We start from the raw sequence: 17286 nt of genomic DNA, 5'->3' as shown, positions 1-17286 counted from the left end.
ATTGTCTCAATTTATGTTTAAACCTTGATTAATTTCTACTTTAAAAACTCTAATACCTTAGCGCCCATTTCTTTGGTGGCCTAATATTTTGTCTGCAGGAGTTTCCGCATTGGCAATATCACCTGTTCTCCAACCTGCTTTCAGGGTGTCTGCAACTGCCTGAGTAACCTCTTTTGCTTCTTCCTGTAGTCCGAAAGCAATATCTAACATCAAAGCCGCTGACAAAATAGAAGCCAAAGGATTAGCTTTGTTTTGACCAGCGATATCATGTGCTGAACCATGGATAGGCTCAAAGAAACCTGTACCATCACCAACCGAGGCAGATGCTAGCATACCCATTGATCCCGCGATCTGCGAAGCTTCATCTGTTAAGATATCTCCAAAAAGATTCGCTGTCAATACCACATCAAATTTCTTAGGGTTCTTAACCAATTGCATCGCTGCATTGTCGATGAACATATGCTCGGTCTCCACATCAGGGTATTCTTTGGCAATTTCCTGAACTACTTCTCTCCACAACCTTGATGTCTCCCAATACATTTGCTTTATCAACAGAACAAAGTTTTTTGTTCCTCGTCCTTGCTGCATCAAATGCCTTACGAGCAATACGATCAACCTCGTAACGGTTGTAGTTCATCAAATCTGAAGCAAATGTGTTGTCTTCATTACGTTTTTTCTCACCAAAGTAAACATCGCCTGTCAATTCTCTGAAGAATAAAATGTCTGTTCCACGTAGAACTTCAGGCTTTAAACTAGATGCATCCAAAAGTTCATCAAACAACAGAATAGGACGAAGATTAGCATATAAGCCTAATTCCTTGCGGATTTTTAATAACCCTTGTTCAGGACGAACCTTTGCAGAAGGATCATTGTCATATTTAGCATGGCCTATCGCTCCAAATAATATCGCATCAGAAGCCTTTGCTTTCTCCAACGTTTCGTCGGGTAGGGGGTTACCTGTTGCTTCAATGGCAGTATGACCCATGATTGCCTCATCAAAAATAAATTCATGATGATATTTCTCGGCAATTTTATTTAGAACTTCTTTTCCCCAAGTGGTAACTTCTTGTCCGATACCATCTCCAGGAATAATAAGAATGTTTTTCTTCATGTTTTATAAAACGTTTTCAACTTTATTTTCCAAGGCGACAACTTCGCCTTTTTCTAATACTATTCTTTTTTCAATACAGCTTGGGAGCTGACTTTCATAATGACCAACATAAATCAAAGTCTTGCCGTGTTCGCATAACTCATCGACAACATCATTGAAATATTTAGCTTGCTGTGTGTCCAATCCCTGACAAGGCTCATCCAATACCAACAAAGGTGGGTTTTTGATAATGCTCCTCGCCAACATGGCCAAACGTTGTTTGCCCAATGGCAATGTATGCAATAACTGGTCTTTATGTTCAGTCAAATCAAAAAACGACATTAACTCTTCAATCTGTTTCTTCTCATGGAATTTTACATCAATAAACCAACCAATACTGTCGTAAAACCCCGAAGCAAGAGTATGCCAGACCGTAGCGTTTTGATCAAAGTACCAATGCATCTCCGGCGATATCATGCCGATTTTTTGTTTGATGTCCCAGATACTTTCACCAGAGCCCCTCTTTTTTCCGAATAAGGATATATCCAAGCCATAGGACTGAGGATGATCGCCATTGATTAAGCTCAATAGAGTCGATTTCCCAGAGCCATTCGGACCCTGCAATAACCACTTTTCACCAACATCAACCCTCCAGCTTACATCCTTTAAGACAACTTTGTCACCATAGCGGATGATAATGTGCTTTAAATCTGCAATGTTTTCAAAATTAATGTTGGGAGCCTGTTGCAAAAATGAAGGTAAAGTCTTCCGAACTCTTCGCTCATCCTGCAGAATCTCATCAAATGAAGACACAATTTCTAATTGACCATCCACAACATGTGCATAGCTATTGATAGAATTAGGTAACTGTTTGTCATTTGAAATGATGATCAATTGAACACCTTCACACACCAACTCATCCAGCCATATGTTCAACTCTGCACGTGATTGTTTGTCCAGACCCGTATAAGGCTCATCAATTATCAAAAGCTGTGGTTTTAACCAAAGGGATTTGATAAGCTGAAGCTTCTTATGCTCACCACTAGAAAGCTCAATCAATTGAGAATCCATGGTGTGACCGAAGCCCATGGCAACAATCTTATCTTGAATATCCTCCAGATTTAAATTTTCTTTCTTTGCAAAATGAAGGAATTCAGCCTTTACCGTTAAGGTATCATTGCCCTGATGTCTATTATAACGCTGTTGATAATAGAAATTTCTATCTCCTTCCAAATTGGTAAATTGATACCAATTAGACACATAAATTACTTGAGGTAGGAGGGAGCTGCTTTTATCAAAATCAACCTTTACATCTCCACTGCCTGTAACAAGACCTGCTATGGCTTTTGCAAGAGTCGTTTTCCCTGAACCACTCTTTCCTCCCAATACGTAATTTTGATGTGGTTCAACAGTCCATGTCAGATTGCTCAAAACTGTGGTTGCACCGTATGAGATCGTTAAATCTGAAATTTGGACTCTTGTCGCCATTATCTGTGTTGTTCGAAAGATTCGATATCTGCTTTTGGCTTAAGATATAGTCAATATCATCATAACCATTGATCAAGCATGATTTTTTGTAAGGATTGATTTCAAATGTAAATTGGTCCCCTGTTTCGGCAATTGTAATCGTTTGAGCCTCTAGATCAACCAAAATCTCTGTATCAGGGTTGGCAAATACTTTTTCAAAGATCTTCTCCAAAAATTGTTCAGGAACTGTAATCGGTAATACGCCATTATTCAATGCATTACCTTTAAAGATATCTGCAAAAAAGGAGCTCACAACGACATCAAATCCATAATCTTGGATAGCCCAAGCAGCGTGTTCACGTGATGAACCACAGCCAAAGTTTTTACCTGCAACTAGGATTTTTCCTTGATAAGTAGGATTGTTCATTACAAAATCAGCCTTGGGCTGGTCTTGGCTGTCAAACCTCCAGTCACGGAACAAATTATTCCCAAATCCCTCACGGGTCGTTGCTTTTAAGAAACGAGCAGGAATGATTTGGTCTGTATCAATATTTTCTATCGGTAGTGGAACTACACGAGAGGATAATTTTTCAAATTTTTTCATGATTCTAATTCTTTACACCAATTCTCTAACGTCAACAATTTTACCAGTAACAGCTGCAGCCGCTGCGGTAAGTGGGCTTACCAGCATCGTGCGAGCGTTTGGTCCTTGTCTACCTTCAAAGTTTCTGTTCGAAGTAGAAACACAGTATTTTCCAGCAGGAATTTTGTCCTCATTCATCCCTAAACAAGCTGAACAGCCTGGCTCGCGTAATACAAATCCAGCCTCTTCAAAAATCTTGTCTATTCCTTCAAGCTTCGCTTGCGCCTCCACTTGTTTTGAACCCGGAACAATCCATACCTCAACATTGTCAGCTTTGTGCTTACCCTGTACAAAGGCAGCAACCTGACGTAAATCTTCAATACGAGAGTTCGTACAGCTTCCGATGAATACATAGTCTACCGGCTTGCCGATAACTTGCTCGCCATCATCAAAACCCATATAATTTAATGCTTTTTGATACGATGGACGCTCGTTTTCAGGTTGTGAACCCGTAGTAGGAATTGCTTCGGTAATACCAATACCCATTCCAGGATTGGTACCATAAGTGATCATCGGTTGAATATCTGCAGCATCAAAGGTCAATACCTCATCAAACTGAGCATCTTCATCTGAGTATAATGTTTTCCAATAAGCCAACGCTTTGTCCCATTCTTCACCCTTAGGAGCAAACTCTCTACCATTGATATAATCGTATGTCGTTTGATCCGGAGCAATCAGTCCACCGCGTGCACCCATCTCAATACTCATGTTACAGATGGTCATTCTACCTTCCATACTCAATGAACGGATAGCCTCTCCCGCATATTCAACGAAATAACCAGTACCTCCAGCAGCAGAAATTTTAGAAATGATATATAGAATGATATCTTTCGCGCCAACTCCTTTACCCAATTCTCCATTCACCTCTATTTTCATGGTCTTAGGTTTTTGCTGCAACAAACATTGTGTAGCAAATACCTGCTCTACCTGTGATGTACCGATACCAAATGCAATAGCACCAAATGCACCATGCGTAGAAGTGTGGCTATCCCCACATACCATCGTCTTGCCAGGAAGGGTAATACCCAATTCTGGACCTATCACATGGACAATACCTTGGTATGGATGACCCAAACCATATAGCTCGATGCCAAATTCCTTACAGTTTTTGGTCAGCATGTCTACTTGGTAGCGAGAAAGTTCTTCTTTGATTGGCAAGTGCTGATCTAATGTTGGGACATTGTGGTCTGCAGTTGCAACTGTTTGATTTGGACGGAATACAGGCAATCCTCTTTTGCGTAATCCATCGAACGCCTGTGGAGACGTTACTTCGTGGATCAAGTGGGTATCGATATACAAGATATCAGGAAAACCCTCTTGGCGCTTGACGACATGAGCATCCCAAATTTTTTCTACTAATGTTTTTCCCATTTTACTCTTTTATCTCTTATTGGTTTGAAATTTTAAATGGGGTAAAATATGAATTTGACAATTTTACCCCCTTTAAAGCTATCTAATTTACGAAAAATTAAACAGTTTGAATAGCTTTCATTGGCAGTCATCGCTTTACGTAGTTTTCTACCAACGATTTCTACCTCATGATTTCTTAAAATTTCGTTAACCTGTACTAATTTGATGTTGTCAACCGAACCATCTTTTCCTTCATTATAGTTTTTACCAACAACATCAGTGTCGATTTTCTTCATGAAGTCCGCCAATAATGGCTTACATGCTTGGTCAAATAAATAACATCCGTATTCTGCAGTATCAGAAATTACACGGTTCATTTCGAATAATTTCTTGCGTGCAATCGTATTTGCAATCAATGGTGTTTCGTGCAATGATTCATAATAAGCTGATTCTGGCTTAATACCTGCCTCAACCATAGTTTCAAATGCTAATTCTACACCAGCTCTTACAAAAGCAACCATCAATAAATAGTTGTCAAAATATTCTTGCTCCGAGATTTTAACATCCCCAGCAGGAGTTTTCTCAAATGCTGTCTCTCCGGTTTCTGCTCTCCATTTCAATAGATTGGCATCGCCGTTAGCCCCAGTCTTCCATCATTGTTTTACTGAACTCACCAGACATGATATCATCTTGGTGCTTTTGAAACAATGGACGCATAATGTCCTTCAATTCTTCTGACAATTCAAATGCTTTGATTTTAGCAGGATTGCTCAAACGGTCCATCATGCCGCTAACACCACCGTGTTTCAATGCTTCTGTAATTACTTCTACTCCATATTGAACTAATTTTGAAGCGTAGCCTGCATCGATTCCTTTTTCTACCATTTTATCAAATGAAAGAATAGAACCCGTTTGTAACAAACCACATAGGATTGTTTGCTCACCCATCAAGTCAGATTTTACTTCTGCACAAATGGATGATTTCAATACTCCGGCACGGTCACCACCTGTTCCTGCACAGTAAGCTTTTGCTTCTGCCCATCCCTTGCCTTGAGGGTCGTTCTCTGGATGTACCGCAATTAGCGTAGGTACACCAAAACCTCTTAAGTACTCAGCGCGAACCTCAGAACCTGGACATTTTGGAGCTACCATGATGACAGTAAGGTCAGGACGGATTTGCATCCCTTCCTCAACAATGTTGAACCCGTGTGAGTAGGATAGGGTAGCACCTTGTTTCATCAATGGCATCACCGCATTGATTACTGATGTATGTTGTTTATCTGGTGTCAAGTTGATAACTAGATCAGCCGTTGGAATCAATTCTTCGTAAGTTCCAACTTTGAAATTGTTATCTGTTGCATTTTTCCATGAATCTCTTTTTTGTTCAATAGCTTCTTTACGTAATGCATAAGATACGTCAAGTCCGCTATCTCTCAAGTTTAAACCTTGGTTCAAGCCTTGAGCTCCACAACCTACGATTACGATTTTTTTACCCTTTAAAGCCTCAACTCCTTCATTGAACTCTGCATGGTCCATGAATTCCGCAACTCCTAACTGATCCAATTGCTCTCTAAGTGGTAATGTGTTGAAATAATTTGCCATTGTAATATTGATTAAATACTTTTTCGATTAAGGTTTCTTACTATTTGTTGTTGATTATTCTTTTTTGTGCCGTAGCATAGCCATAATGAAGGTTGTCATGACCAACCGAAGTGATCAATACATCCTCAATACTATTTAAGCTTGCGCCGTAGGTTGCCGTTTCGTATGCGGTGACATGCTTGAAAACCCCTGCGTTATAATCTGCCTCAATTGCGGCAATTGAACGCAATGCAATCTCCTTTAAGTTATCCACTTCTTCTTGGCTAACATAATATGTGGGCTTTGTGCCTTTTGCATAGGCATCTACATATTTCACCCAATTTACTCCTTCGCGAATACCAGTTCGGGTATAGCTCAGGGTTTGTGTACTCACCACGATGTGACCGAAGTTCCAAATGATGTTGTTGTTGAACCCTTCGGGAATCTCATTCAGTTGATCTAATGTAAGTTCATCAATCAAACGAATGAACGCCTTACGGCCATCGATAATGAATTTAAATACTTTATCCATTTTTAATATTATAATTACATCGTGAAGACGTCGTCCCTTTGATCCAGATATTCGTTCTCAACGATATCAGTTCCTGGTTCGTTGATCTCAAATTGCTTAAGTTTGGTATGGAATCCCGCGCTGTCTTTTATGATAGCAATACGAGCTCCTCTTACAAATTCAATCAAACTGTATTTTCCAAGTTCCTCTGTCAATCTGTCGATTTCCTCACGGTGACCCGCAGTTTCAAATACGATATAATCATTACGGATAACAACGACATTTGCTCCATATTGACGCAATAAACGCTCAACCAATACTTTCTCAGCAATTGCTTCCGCAGGGACTTTATATAAAGCTTGCTCTTGCCAAATCAATTCATCATTCGTGTTGAAATACGCCTTCAAAAACCCTCAACTTGGCTTCTCAATTTGACGGCATAATTTGCGTACTACTTCTTCCGACTCTGTAATTAAGATCGTAAAACGATGGATCCCATCAACCTCAGAAGGTGAAGTATTCAAACTCTCGATATTTATTTTACGTCTTGAAAATATCCCAGATATACGACCTATCATCCCGATAGAGTTTTCCGTATAGATGGTTATGGTATATTCTTGTTTTTCCATGATTACTTCAATCTAATTTCTGACACACTCGTACCTTGCGCTACCATAGGGAATACATTGTTTTCTTTACCTACCATTACTTCTAATAGGTAAGAACCATCATGATCCAACATGGTCTTTAAGGCATCCTTAAGATCCTTACGCTCACAAATTTTATTTCCATCGATATAATACCCTTTGGCTACCGCAACGAAATCTGGACTGGTGATATTCACAAAGGAATATCTCTTATCATGGAACAACTGCTGCCATTGACGTACCATTCCCAAGAACTCGTTGTTTAAGATCAAAATTTTAACCTTTGCGCCAAATTGCATAATGGTTCCCAACTCTTGGATCGTCATTTGAATTCCTCCATCACCAATAATCGCTACAACATCACGCTCAGGAGCACCATACCAAGCGCCAATTGCCGCTGGCAACCCGAATCCCATCGTACCTAAACCTCCAGATGTCACACTTGATTTGGATGTATTATATTTAGCATATCGACAGGCAACCATTTGATGTTGACCAACGTCGGTTACAATAACTGCATCTCCACCAGATAACTCATTTAAAACCCTGATTACTTCACCCATCGTCAAAATATCTGAGGTAGGGTTCAGTTCATCATGAATGACTTCTTTGATCTCTTCTTTTTCCAATTCTCTAAACTGATTCAACCATTCTGCATGATCTCCTTTGTTTATCAATTCTGTCAATAACGGAAGAGTTTCTTTACAGTCACCCCAAACAGGAACATGTGCTTTCACATTCTTATCAATCTCTGCAGGGTCAATATCCAAATGGATTACTTTCGCTTGTTTCGCATACTTATCCAAACGACCAGTAACACGGTCATCAAAACGCATCCCTATTGCTATTAAAACATCACACTCATTGGTCATGACGTTTGGAGCATTAATTTCCATGCATCCCCAACATACCCACATGCAATGGATGATCTGTAGGCAATGCGCTCAAACCCATTACGGTTGCTGCTGAAGGTATACCAGCCTTTTCAATAAATTCTTTGAATTCTTGTTCTGCTTTACCCAAAATAACACCCTGCCCAAATAGAACGAATGGTTTTTTGGCCTCGTTTATTGCTTTTGCAGCTTCCTCAACATATTCCTTGCGAACGATAGGGGCAGGTCGGTAACTACGTACATGGTTACAAGACTCATATCCTAAATAATCGAATAATTGAAGCTGGGCATTTTTAGTGATATCAATCAATACCGGTCCTGGTCTTCCTGTTTTTGCAATATAAAATGCCTTAGCCAATACACTAGGGATCTCATTTGCATCTGTAACTTGGTAGTTCCATTTGGTAACCCGGCGTAGTAATATTAATGACGTCAGTTTCTTGAAAAGCATCGGTTCCGAGCAGTGATGCAAAGACCTGTCCTGTGATACACACAATAGGATTACTGTCGATCATTGCGTCCGCCAAACCTGTGACCAGGTTAGTTGCTCCAGGACCACTGGTTGCAAAAGCTACACCTACACGCCCTGAGGTACGTGCATATCCTTGCGCAGCATGAATTCCACCCTGTTCGTGACGTACCAAAATATGCTTCAATTGATCAGTGTAATCATACAATGCATCATAGATCGGCATAATAGCACCCCCTGGATACCCGAATACGGTATCCACCCCCTCGTGGATTAAGGCCTCCCATAACAGCTTGTGACCCGCTAATCTGCGTTCCCGCCGCTTTCTTTGTGGCTTCCTTTGTTTCCGTTTTTTCAAGTGTACTCATTTTGAAGTATTTAGTTGATTGGATATTAGATGTGGGGATATGAGATTTGAGAAATTAAAACTTTCCAAAATTTCAGGATATCATTTTTCTAATATCAATTAGTGTTATTAAATTTTATAATTAGATGTATGAAATTAACGTGATCCATCCTTGTAATATCTCACATCTCATATCTCACATCTCAAAATCAATTTTACAAATCCGTCACACAACCCTGTGATGCGTTGGCAACAGATTTTGCGTACTTGTATAGAACTCCTTTTTTTACCTTTAAGGCTGGTTGTTGCCAAGCCGCTTTGCGGTTAGCGATTTCTTCGTCGGATACTTTCAGGTTGATACTGTTGTTGACAGCGTCAATCTCGATGATATCATCATCCTGTACCAATCCGATCAATCCTCCTTCGTAAGCTTCTGGAGTAATATGTCCTACGACGAAGCCATGCGTTCCCCTGAAAAACGACCATCCGTGATTAGGGCTACCGAGCTTCCTAAGCCAGCACCAATAATCAATGAAGTAGGTTTCAACATCTCAGGCATCCCCGGAGCTCCCTTAGGACCTTCGTTCTTGATCACAACACATCACCTTTCTTGATTCTGCCGGTTTCTAGTCCTTTTACCAAATCATGCTCCACCATCGAAAACCCTAGCTGGACCAGTGAATTTTTCACCTTCTTTACCTGAATCTTAGCAACCTGAACCTTGCTCAGCAAGATTACCATATAGAATCTGTAGGTGACCCGTAGCTTTGATAGGATCATCCAACTTGTGGATGATAGGTTGATTGTACTCAATGATCGATTTAACGTTCTCCAAGTTTTCAGCAACAGTTTTTCCAGTTACTGTTAAACAATCTCCATGCAACAAGCCTTCATCCAATAAATATTTCCATTACTGCAGGGGATTCCACCATACTTGGTGTAGGTCTTGCATCAAGAATTTACCAGGATGGCTTAAAGTCAGCCAAAACAGGAGTCTCATCAGACATGCGTTGGAAATCATCAGGTGTAATGTCAACATCAACAGATTTTCCCATGGCAATAAAATGCAACACAGCATTGGTAGAACCTCCAAGGATGACAATCACACGCATGGCATTCTCAAATGCTTTACGTGTCATCACATCAGACGGCTTAATGTCTTTCTCAAGGATAATGCGCATGTATTTGCCCACATCCAGACATTCTTGTTTTTTCTCCTCTGATACCGCAGGATTTGATGATGAATAAGGTAAACTCATACCCATAGCTTCAATCGCGGAAGCCATTGTGTTTGCAGTATACATACCACCACACGCACCAGCCCCTGGACATGTATGACGGATGACACCATCATAGTCCTCATCGGAGATTGTTCCTGCTATCTTCTTGCCCAATGCTTCAAATGCAGAAACAATATTCAATTCTTCACCTTTATAATGTCCTGGAGCAATAGTTCCACCATAAACCATAATAGATGGTCTATTCAATCTTCCCATCGCCATAATCGCTCCTGCATATTTTTGTCACATCCCGGAATAGCACAACACCATCATAATATTGACCACCGCAGATCGTTTCGATACTGTCAGCAATAACATCACGAGAAACCAAAGAATAACGCATTCCGTCAGTTCCGTTGCTCATCCCATCACTCACACCAATAGTCCCAAAAGTTAATCCGACCAGCCCATTGTTCCAAATACCTTTCTTGACCACTTGTGCCAAGTCATTAAGGTGCATGTTACACGTGTTACCGTCGTAGCCCATACTCGCAATTCCCACTTGCGCCTTTTCCATATCTGCATCAGTCAGACGATACCATATAACATGGCTTTCGCCGCTGGTTGTGGTCTCATCTTGTGTAAAGATGCGGCTGTACTTGTTGATTCCCTTTTGGTTATCAGATGATGACTTCATAATTCTCTTGCCTCTAATACTAAGTTTTTATATTTTCGTTGGATAGATGCGCCGATGCTGTCTTCCCATTCTTCGGCAAATACAACATCGTCTACTTGTTTAATTCCTATTATTCCTGCAGCAGTACCACTTAAAATGCACTGTCTGCCTCATAAATATCTTTAATGTTAATTCTCTTCTCGATAATGTCAAAATTCAAATCCTTACAGATATCGATGACCGTATTTCTTGTAATCCCTGGGAATATATTGCCCAATGGAGGAGTGTAGATCTTGAAATCCTTTTCAATAAATAGATTCTCTGAAGAAGCTTGAGCTACGAAACCGTCCTGGTCTAATAGCAATGCTTCGTCATATCCTTTCTGAATGGCGTCACTCGTCGCCAAAATAGAATTGATATATTGACCCGATACTTTCGCTTCAATAGGAAAGGATTTAGGATTAGGTCGCTCAATTCTTGAAATATTAACCTTTAATAAGTTCTGCCCCAAGTATGGACCCCACTCCCAAGCTGCAATCATAATATTAGCTTTGTCGGAAGCAGTCAAGTGCATATTCGAACCAGAATAAATCAAAGGACGGATATAAGCAGCCCTTAAATTGTTGGCCTCTAAAAGTTCATAAGATTTCTCAATCAACTCTCGGTTGTCCCATTGATAAGGAAGGCCGATAGCCTTACATGATTCTTTCAATCGTTCGAAATGCTCCTCTGCTTTAAAGATTCGGGTACCATTATGTGTACTATATGCACGCAGTCCTTCGAAAGCGCCATACCCATAATGCAAAGACTGACCGAACATATCAACTCCGGCATTGTTCGCCTTTACAAATTCCCCATTCAAATAGATTAGCGTGTCTTGATTATAATACTCCATAATGCCCTGATGAATTTTGTATAATATTCCCTCAAAAAAATCCCCACTAGGGAATCCCTTTTTTCTGTTTTGTTAAGTTAGCTCGAAATAAAATTCTTTACAATAGCCAGTAAAATTTTTTTAATAAAGTTTTTTATTTTGATTAATCTATTTTCAAAAAATTATATTTTATCAAATGGCTGTATTTTGGTCTTTTAATTTTGTTGTCTGTAGACTAAAATTAAAATTGGTATATTTTCACTTTTTTAAATTTTTTCGTTAAGAGTCCGAAATTCTTCCTGAAATGGCCTTTGTAACAAAAAAAGTTGCAAAAAATAGCCCTTAGAACTTGGAGTTTTAAGGGCTACATTATCTTTTATTTTATCTATCTATTCTTCGGCAATTCCTTCTGCTAAAACGATGATATTGTTGTCCTTTACTTCTACGACACCACCTTTAATAATAATGACTTGCTCGTCATTATTATTCTTAATAATGACTTTACCATCTTCTAGCGTAGACACAATAGCCGCGTGGTCCTTCAGAATCTGAAAAGAACCCGCCGATCCAGGAACTGTAACAGCTGTTACATCACCCTCGTATGCTAATTTGTCTGGAGTTATGATTGTTAATTTCATTTGAATTGAGATGTGGGATGTGAGATGTGAGATTTGAGATCATGTTTTAAAATATGAGACTTGTTGCGATTAGCAAAAAGTCTCATATCTCATATCTAATATCTCATATCTGACATTAAACTGCTTCTGCTAATAGTTTTTTACCTTTTTCGATAGCGTCATCAATAGAACCTACTAAGTTGAAAGATGCTTCTGGGTATTCATCAACTTCACCATCGATGATCATGTTGAATCCTTTGATAGTGTCTTTGATGTCTACTAAACAACCTTTCAAACCTGTAAATTGCTCCGCTACGTGGAATGGTTGTGATAAGAAACGTTGTACACGACGTGCGCGGTGTACTGTCAATTTTATCTTCTTCAGATAATTCGTCCATACCTAAGATGGGCGATAATATCTTGAAGTTCTTTATAACGTTGAAGAATCTCTTTTACGCGTTGTGCTGTATTGTAGTGCTCATCACCTAAAACTGCAGGAGAAAGGATACGTGAAGTTGAATCCAATGGATCCACCGCAGGGATAAATACCTAACTCTGAAATCTTACGTGACAATACTGTAGTTGCATCTAAGTGGGCGAAAGTTGTTGCCGGAGCAGGGTCAGTCAAGTCATCCGCAGGTACGTATACCGCTTGTACTGAAGTGATTGAACCATTCTTAGTTGAAGTAATACGCTCTTGCATCAAACCCATCTCTGTTGCTAATGTAGGTTGGTAACCTACCGCTGATGGCATACGTCCTAATACGCGGAAACCTCAGAACCCGCTTGGGTAAAACGGAAGATGTTATCAATGAAGAATAAGATATCACGTCCTTGGCCTTCACCATCTCCATCACGGAAGTATTCCGCAATAGTTAATCCTGATAATGCAACACGAGCACGTGCACCTGGAGGCTCATTCATCTGACCGAAAACAAATGTACATTTAGACTCTTTCATCAACTCTAAATCTACAGTTTCCAAAGGCCATTCGCCTTTTTCCATGCCTTCCATGAATGCATCACCATATTTAATAATGCCTGATTCCAACATCTCACGAAGTAAGTCGTTTCCTTCACGAGTACGCTCGCCAACACCTGCAAATACCGATAAACCACCGTGACCTTTTGCAATGTTGTTGATCAACTCCTGAATTAATACCGTCTTACCAACACCAGCACCACCAAATAATCCAATCTTTCCACCTTTTGCATAAGGCTCTAATAAATCGATTACTTTTGATACCTGTGAATAATACCTCTGTCTCTGTTGATAAATCTTCAAACTTTGGAGGTACGTTGTGAATAGGACGACCATTATCTTTCTCCAAAGATTGAATACCGTCAATTGGATCTCCAACAACGTTGAATACACGACCTTTGATTCCTTCACCAATAGGCATCTTGATAGGAGCACCAGTGTCAACTACCTTCATGCCACGAATCAAACCTTCGGTAGCATCCATTGCAATTGTACGAACTCGTTCCTCACCTAAGTGTTGTTGAACCTCTAATATAATGCGTTGACCATTGTCTTTCTCAATGTACAAAGCATCATAAATCTTAGGAAGATTTTCATTGTCGGCAAAGTTGACGTCAACTACTGGGCCGATAATCTGCGCTATTTTACCAATATTGGGCATATTATAGGGACTAAAATTTATTAATCAATTTAAATACAGAACTTTTACATCCTCTATTTCGGAATGCAAAAATAAGTTTTATCTTATTAAAACCAAAAGGGATATCAATATTTAATTTCAATTTTTTTATTTAATGTTTCAGCATGCCTCTTTTGTTACTATTTTATGCCAAAATTTATCCTTTTTAAGTACAATAATAACTCATTGTCACTTTTTGTTATCTTTAGGGAAGTCCACTAATTCAAGCACTTCTTTGAAGAATTCATTATGTCGAAAACAACCCATCTAGTCAAAGTCAATATCCTAAATAATTCCGAAAGCTTTATCGGAGATTCATTATATCTAACTGGAACTTTCAATAATTGGGAGGAACAGGTATATGTTGGAAAAATCCCTGAAAAAGGAGAACATATTGTATTCGATCTTGGAGAGATAAAGTCTGGAGACCTGGAGCTTAAACTAACCAGAGGGGATTGGAATACCCTGTCTTCCACAAAAGATGGCAAATTAGAACCAGCCTTTGTGGAAAAAATCCAAAAAGACACTGAAATTGATCTTACAATTGAAGCCTGGCGTGACCAATTCCCAAAATCAACAGCATCAAAACAGGTCAATATATTAGATGATCATTTCTTCTTCCCAGAATTGAATGTATATAGGAAAGTAATGATTTATCTCCCAAAAGGATATTCATCAACTGACGATAAATTTCCAGTAATCTACATGCATGATGGACAGCATTTATTCGATGAGGCAATCTCCATCGATAAATCAGGTCCCGTAGAATGGATGGTGGATGAAACACTCGATGAAGCAGACAAATCATCAATTGTTATTGCTATTGACCACGCCAAAACTTATGAACTTCGTCAACAGGAATATTTGGTCACTGCAGGACATGGTTCTGAAAAAGCGCAAGGCTGGGCATATTTGGAAGATATCGTAAAAACATTAAAACCATTTGTAGACAAAAACTACCGGACATTGTCTGATCCTGCAAATACTGCCATGGTAGGTAGTTCTATTGGCGGGTTATTAACCCTATATGCCGGATTAAAATATCCATCCGTTTTTGGAACATTAGCATCATTCTCACCATCCATATGGATGGATGAAGAAAATCTGTATGAATACGCAACTAAGAAATTGAAGGAAAAAACCGAAGAACGTAAAAAACAAGAATTCTATTTCTATATAGGCGACAAGGAACGTAGATTCAGAATGATGGATTCAAGTAATAATATGAAACTTGATCTAGAAAAATACTTTGCCTGGATGGAGGAACATTTTGACGGAAAATTACAGTTAGTGATTGAAAATGAAGGAAAACACGGTGCCATATATTGGCAGGAGGCATTCAGAAAATTCTACGATTATTGGCAAAATAGAAAATAACAAATTTATTACCTGCTTAATACCTTTTTATTTTTCAGCTAATTAGTTAGTTTAGTGCCGAACTAACACCTAATTGTATGAAATATTGGATTATTGCGCTGCTCTGCTGCGGTATGCCGTTTTTTGTAAATGCTCAATGGAACTACCCCAATTATGAAGCATTGAAGAAACAAATTCAAGATGTAGCTGCTAATAAACTCGTTGAAAAAACTACCGTCGGTAAAAGCTATGCTGCTGAAGATATTCCGCTTCTGAAAATCCAAAACGATAAAACTGCGAAACCAACTTTGTTGATCGTAGCAGGAATTGATGGGAAACACCCGGCTGGAGTTATTAACTCCTTGAATGTTGCAAAACATATCCTTGCATTACCTGCAGATCAATTAAACCAGATCCTAGCAAATAAATCAATCTGGATTATACCTGTTTTAAATGTAGATGCCTATAAAAGAAATTCTACTGCAGCCTCATTGACTTCTGGAAACGCCAGAACAATCGACAATGACCGCGATGGAAGAATCGATGAAGATCCTGAAGCCGACTTAAATAATGATGGTGTGATCTCTCAAATGAGAATAAAATCTCCAGCAGGTCCTTATAAAGAACATGCAAGTAATCCAGATTACTTGATGTTGGCGGAAAGAAATAAAGGCGAATCTGGTTCTTTTGAACTTTATAGCGAAGGTCGTGACTTGGATCAAGACGGTAAATTCTCCGAAGATGACAAGTCTGGAGTTAATATTGATAAAAACTTTACTTTCGATTACCCTTTCTTTGAATCCGAAAACAGGTGACTATGCTGCATCTGAACCGGAAACTCGTGCAATCATCGATCTGATTTTCGATAACCCACAAATTGCCGCTGTCCTGCATTTTGGTCTCCAAAACAACCTGTCTGTGCCTGAACAATTTGATCAAAGGAAAGCCTCCGAAAGAATTGTGAAATCGTGGACCAACAATGACGCGCAAGTATCCGCATTTGTAAGTAAAATCTATAATGATGCTGTGAAACCTCTTGGCGAAGCTCCTAAGATGCAGCAAGGAAAAGGAAATTTCTCCCCAACTGTTATTATCATACCGGAAAATTCAGCTTCGTGACTCCATCATGGTGGATCCCAACAACATCTGACTCCAGTAAAAACCCAATAAATAAAGATGCCGCACCTAAAAACCCTGGAAACAAGAACTCTGATAGATTTGTAAATTGGGTGAAAAATCAAGGCGTTCAAGGCGCAATCCTGCCTTGGGCAAAAGTAAATCATCCCGATTTCCCCAATCAAGAAGTCGAAGTTGGTGGATTGGTCGAAAGATTTGAAAAACAACCCTCCAATTGCCATGCTAGAAAATGCTGGTAAAATGCATGCCGATTTTGTAGTCGAATTGACCCGCTCGCTGGCGTCCTTGGAATTCTCAGCACCTAAAGTAACTAACCTTGGCGATGATATCTATAGAATCGAAGTGAAAGTCTTCAATACCGGAGCGATGCCTGTATATCCAGAAATTGCAGATAAAATAAAACATGTCTCCAAAATGAAGTCTATAATGGAATTGCAGAAAAAATCAATCCTTCCTGAGTGGCAAGAGGTTGCAACTATACCCAACACTACAGGCCGGTGCATCAAACACGTTCTCTTGGTTAGTAAAAGGGAAAGGCAAAATAAAACTCATCGTAGGATGCCCAACAGCCGGAGAAAAAAACATTAGATATTAACCTATAAAATTTGCTAAGAAATGAGATTATCCTATAAATATTATCCCTTGCCTTAGCACTTAGTGTTTCGGCAGTTTTTGCTCAAAAGAAAAACGAGGATGCAGGAAAAGAAATTTCAGGACTGAGAGCCATTGGTTCGCCCTCAAATCCTAAA

The 17286-nt window shown here is 39.4% G+C and carries 13 protein-coding genes and 6 pseudogenes; 6 read left to right on the top strand and 13 right to left on the bottom strand.

Annotated elements, in window-relative coordinates; all coding sequences use genetic code 11:
- Nucleotides 1-35 precede the first annotated feature (35 nt).
- The 13 genes and pseudogenes from leuB to atpD all read right to left on the bottom strand — a co-directional run bounded on the left by leuB (nt 36) and on the right by atpD (nt 14026).
- Nucleotides 36-1111: pseudogene (leuB, locus tag FGL31_RS30040) on the bottom strand (3-isopropylmalate dehydrogenase).
- A 3-nt stretch (nt 1112-1114) separates the two neighbouring features.
- The gene (locus tag FGL31_RS18510; protein WP_138093654.1) at nt 1115-2578 is read right to left on the bottom strand and encodes an ATP-binding cassette domain-containing protein; all 1464 of its coding nucleotides are present in this window, start codon (nt 2576-2578) and stop codon (nt 1115-1117) included.
- A complete protein-coding gene (gene leuD, locus FGL31_RS18505) occupies nt 2496-3161 on the bottom strand; it encodes a 3-isopropylmalate dehydratase small subunit (RefSeq protein WP_138093650.1) in 666 nt (221 codons plus the stop codon). The genes FGL31_RS18510 and leuD overlap by 83 nt, the downstream gene beginning before the upstream one ends.
- 12 nt (nt 3162-3173) lie before the next feature.
- The gene (leuC, locus tag FGL31_RS18500; protein WP_138093647.1) at nt 3174-4571 is read right to left on the bottom strand and encodes a 3-isopropylmalate dehydratase large subunit; all 1398 of its coding nucleotides are present in this window, start codon (nt 4569-4571) and stop codon (nt 3174-3176) included.
- Between the two features lie 32 nt (nt 4572-4603).
- Nucleotides 4604-5170, bottom strand: coding sequence for an NADP-dependent ketol-acid reductoisomerase (locus tag FGL31_RS30035; protein WP_394366160.1), 567 nt, complete (start codon nt 5168-5170; stop codon nt 4604-4606).
- Nucleotides 5171-5186: 16 nt separating this feature from the next.
- Entirely contained in the window at nt 5187-6152 is a 966-nt protein-coding gene (ilvC, locus tag FGL31_RS18495) for a ketol-acid reductoisomerase (protein ID WP_394366159.1), read from the bottom strand.
- A gap of 40 nt (nt 6153-6192) precedes the next feature.
- Nucleotides 6193-6663 carry a DinB family protein gene (locus FGL31_RS18490; RefSeq protein WP_138093644.1) on the bottom strand — a complete coding sequence of 157 codons (471 nt, stop codon included), beginning with the start codon at nt 6661-6663 and terminating at the stop codon, nt 6193-6195.
- 14 nt (nt 6664-6677) lie between these two features.
- Nucleotides 6678-7271 (bottom strand): annotated as a pseudogene (gene ilvN / locus FGL31_RS30030) (acetolactate synthase small subunit).
- 2 nt (nt 7272-7273) lie between these two features.
- Nucleotides 7274-9019: pseudogene (gene ilvB / locus FGL31_RS30025) on the bottom strand (biosynthetic-type acetolactate synthase large subunit).
- A 193-nt stretch (nt 9020-9212) separates the two neighbouring features.
- Nucleotides 9213-10914, bottom strand: a pseudogene (gene ilvD, locus FGL31_RS30435) (dihydroxy-acid dehydratase).
- Nucleotides 10915-11044: 130 nt separating this feature from the next.
- The gene (gene ilvE, locus FGL31_RS18470; protein ID WP_232046950.1) at nt 11045-11788 is read right to left on the bottom strand and encodes a branched-chain-amino-acid transaminase; all 744 of its coding nucleotides are present in this window, start codon (nt 11786-11788) and stop codon (nt 11045-11047) included.
- A 368-nt stretch (nt 11789-12156) separates the two neighbouring features.
- Nucleotides 12157-12405 (bottom strand): ATP synthase F1 subunit epsilon, encoded by a 249-nt coding sequence (gene atpC / locus FGL31_RS18465; RefSeq protein WP_099370009.1) that lies wholly within the window; start codon nt 12403-12405, stop codon nt 12157-12159.
- Nucleotides 12406-12520: 115 nt separating this feature from the next.
- Nucleotides 12521-14026 (bottom strand): annotated as a pseudogene (atpD, locus tag FGL31_RS18460) (F0F1 ATP synthase subunit beta).
- A gap of 267 nt (nt 14027-14293) precedes the next feature.
- On the opposite strand from atpD, the gene FGL31_RS18455 reads away from it, so the two are divergent.
- The 6 genes and pseudogenes from FGL31_RS18455 (at nt 14294) to FGL31_RS30585 (ending at nt 17132) form a co-directional block, all read left to right on the top strand.
- Complete coding sequence (locus tag FGL31_RS18455; RefSeq protein WP_138093641.1) at nt 14294-15421, top strand: alpha/beta hydrolase; 1128 nt, start codon at nt 14294-14296, stop codon at nt 15419-15421.
- 77 nt (nt 15422-15498) lie between these two features.
- A complete protein-coding gene (locus FGL31_RS18450; protein WP_138093638.1) occupies nt 15499-16215 on the top strand; it encodes a M14 family zinc carboxypeptidase in 717 nt (238 codons plus the stop codon).
- The gene (locus FGL31_RS18445) at nt 16196-16519 is read left to right on the top strand and encodes a M14 family metallopeptidase (RefSeq protein WP_138093635.1); all 324 of its coding nucleotides are present in this window, start codon (nt 16196-16198) and stop codon (nt 16517-16519) included. The genes FGL31_RS18450 and FGL31_RS18445 overlap by 20 nt, the downstream gene beginning before the upstream one ends.
- On the top strand, nt 16516-16776 hold the full coding sequence (locus FGL31_RS18440) for a hypothetical protein (RefSeq protein ID WP_138093632.1): 261 nt from the start codon (nt 16516-16518) through the stop codon (nt 16774-16776). The genes FGL31_RS18445 and FGL31_RS18440 overlap by 4 nt, the downstream gene beginning before the upstream one ends.
- Nucleotides 16757-17020, top strand: a pseudogene (locus FGL31_RS18435) (DUF8731 domain-containing protein); the annotation flags it as partial. The gene FGL31_RS18440 and the pseudogene FGL31_RS18435, both read left to right, overlap by 20 nt.
- Nucleotides 17007-17132, top strand: a complete 126-nt coding sequence (locus tag FGL31_RS30585; protein ID WP_512745615.1) for a hypothetical protein — start codon at nt 17007-17009, stop codon at nt 17130-17132. The pseudogene FGL31_RS18435 and the gene FGL31_RS30585, both read left to right, overlap by 14 nt.
- Nucleotides 17133-17286: the final 154 nt, after the last annotated feature.

Origin of the sequence: Sphingobacterium daejeonense (assembly GCF_901472535.1) — a bacterium.
GTDB classification, from domain to species: Bacteria; Bacteroidota; Bacteroidia; order Sphingobacteriales; family Sphingobacteriaceae; genus Sphingobacterium; species Sphingobacterium daejeonense.
The sequence above is the reverse complement of the archived record's forward strand: the minus strand, read 5'-3'. Positions and strand labels throughout refer to the sequence as shown.

What these genes read in the sequence shown, in the direction of transcription:
- leuC (WP_138093647.1), bottom strand. Translation starts at nt 4,571, where the DNA reads ATGGGAAAAACATTAGTAGAAAAAATTTGGGATGCTCATGTCGTCAAG.
- leuD (WP_138093650.1), bottom strand. Translation starts at nt 3,161, where the DNA reads ATGAAAAAATTTGAAAAATTATCCTCTCGTGTAGTTCCACTACCGATA.
- atpC (WP_099370009.1), bottom strand. Translation starts at nt 12,405, where the DNA reads ATGAAATTAACAATCATAACTCCAGACAAATTAGCATACGAGGGTGAT.
- FGL31_RS18510 (WP_138093654.1), bottom strand. Translation starts at nt 2,578, where the DNA reads ATGGCGACAAGAGTCCAAATTTCAGATTTAACGATCTCATACGGTGCA.
- FGL31_RS18455 (WP_138093641.1), top strand. Translation starts at nt 14,294, where the DNA reads ATGTCGAAAACAACCCATCTAGTCAAAGTCAATATCCTAAATAATTCC.
- ilvE (WP_232046950.1), bottom strand. Translation starts at nt 11,788, where the DNA reads ATGGAGTATTATAATCAAGACACGCTAATCTATTTGAATGGGGAATTT.
- FGL31_RS18450 (WP_138093638.1), top strand. Translation starts at nt 15,499, where the DNA reads ATGAAATATTGGATTATTGCGCTGCTCTGCTGCGGTATGCCGTTTTTT.
- FGL31_RS18490 (WP_138093644.1), bottom strand. Translation starts at nt 6,663, where the DNA reads ATGGATAAAGTATTTAAATTCATTATCGATGGCCGTAAGGCGTTCATT.
- ilvC (WP_394366159.1), bottom strand. Translation starts at nt 6,152, where the DNA reads ATGGCAAATTATTTCAACACATTACCACTTAGAGAGCAATTGGATCAG.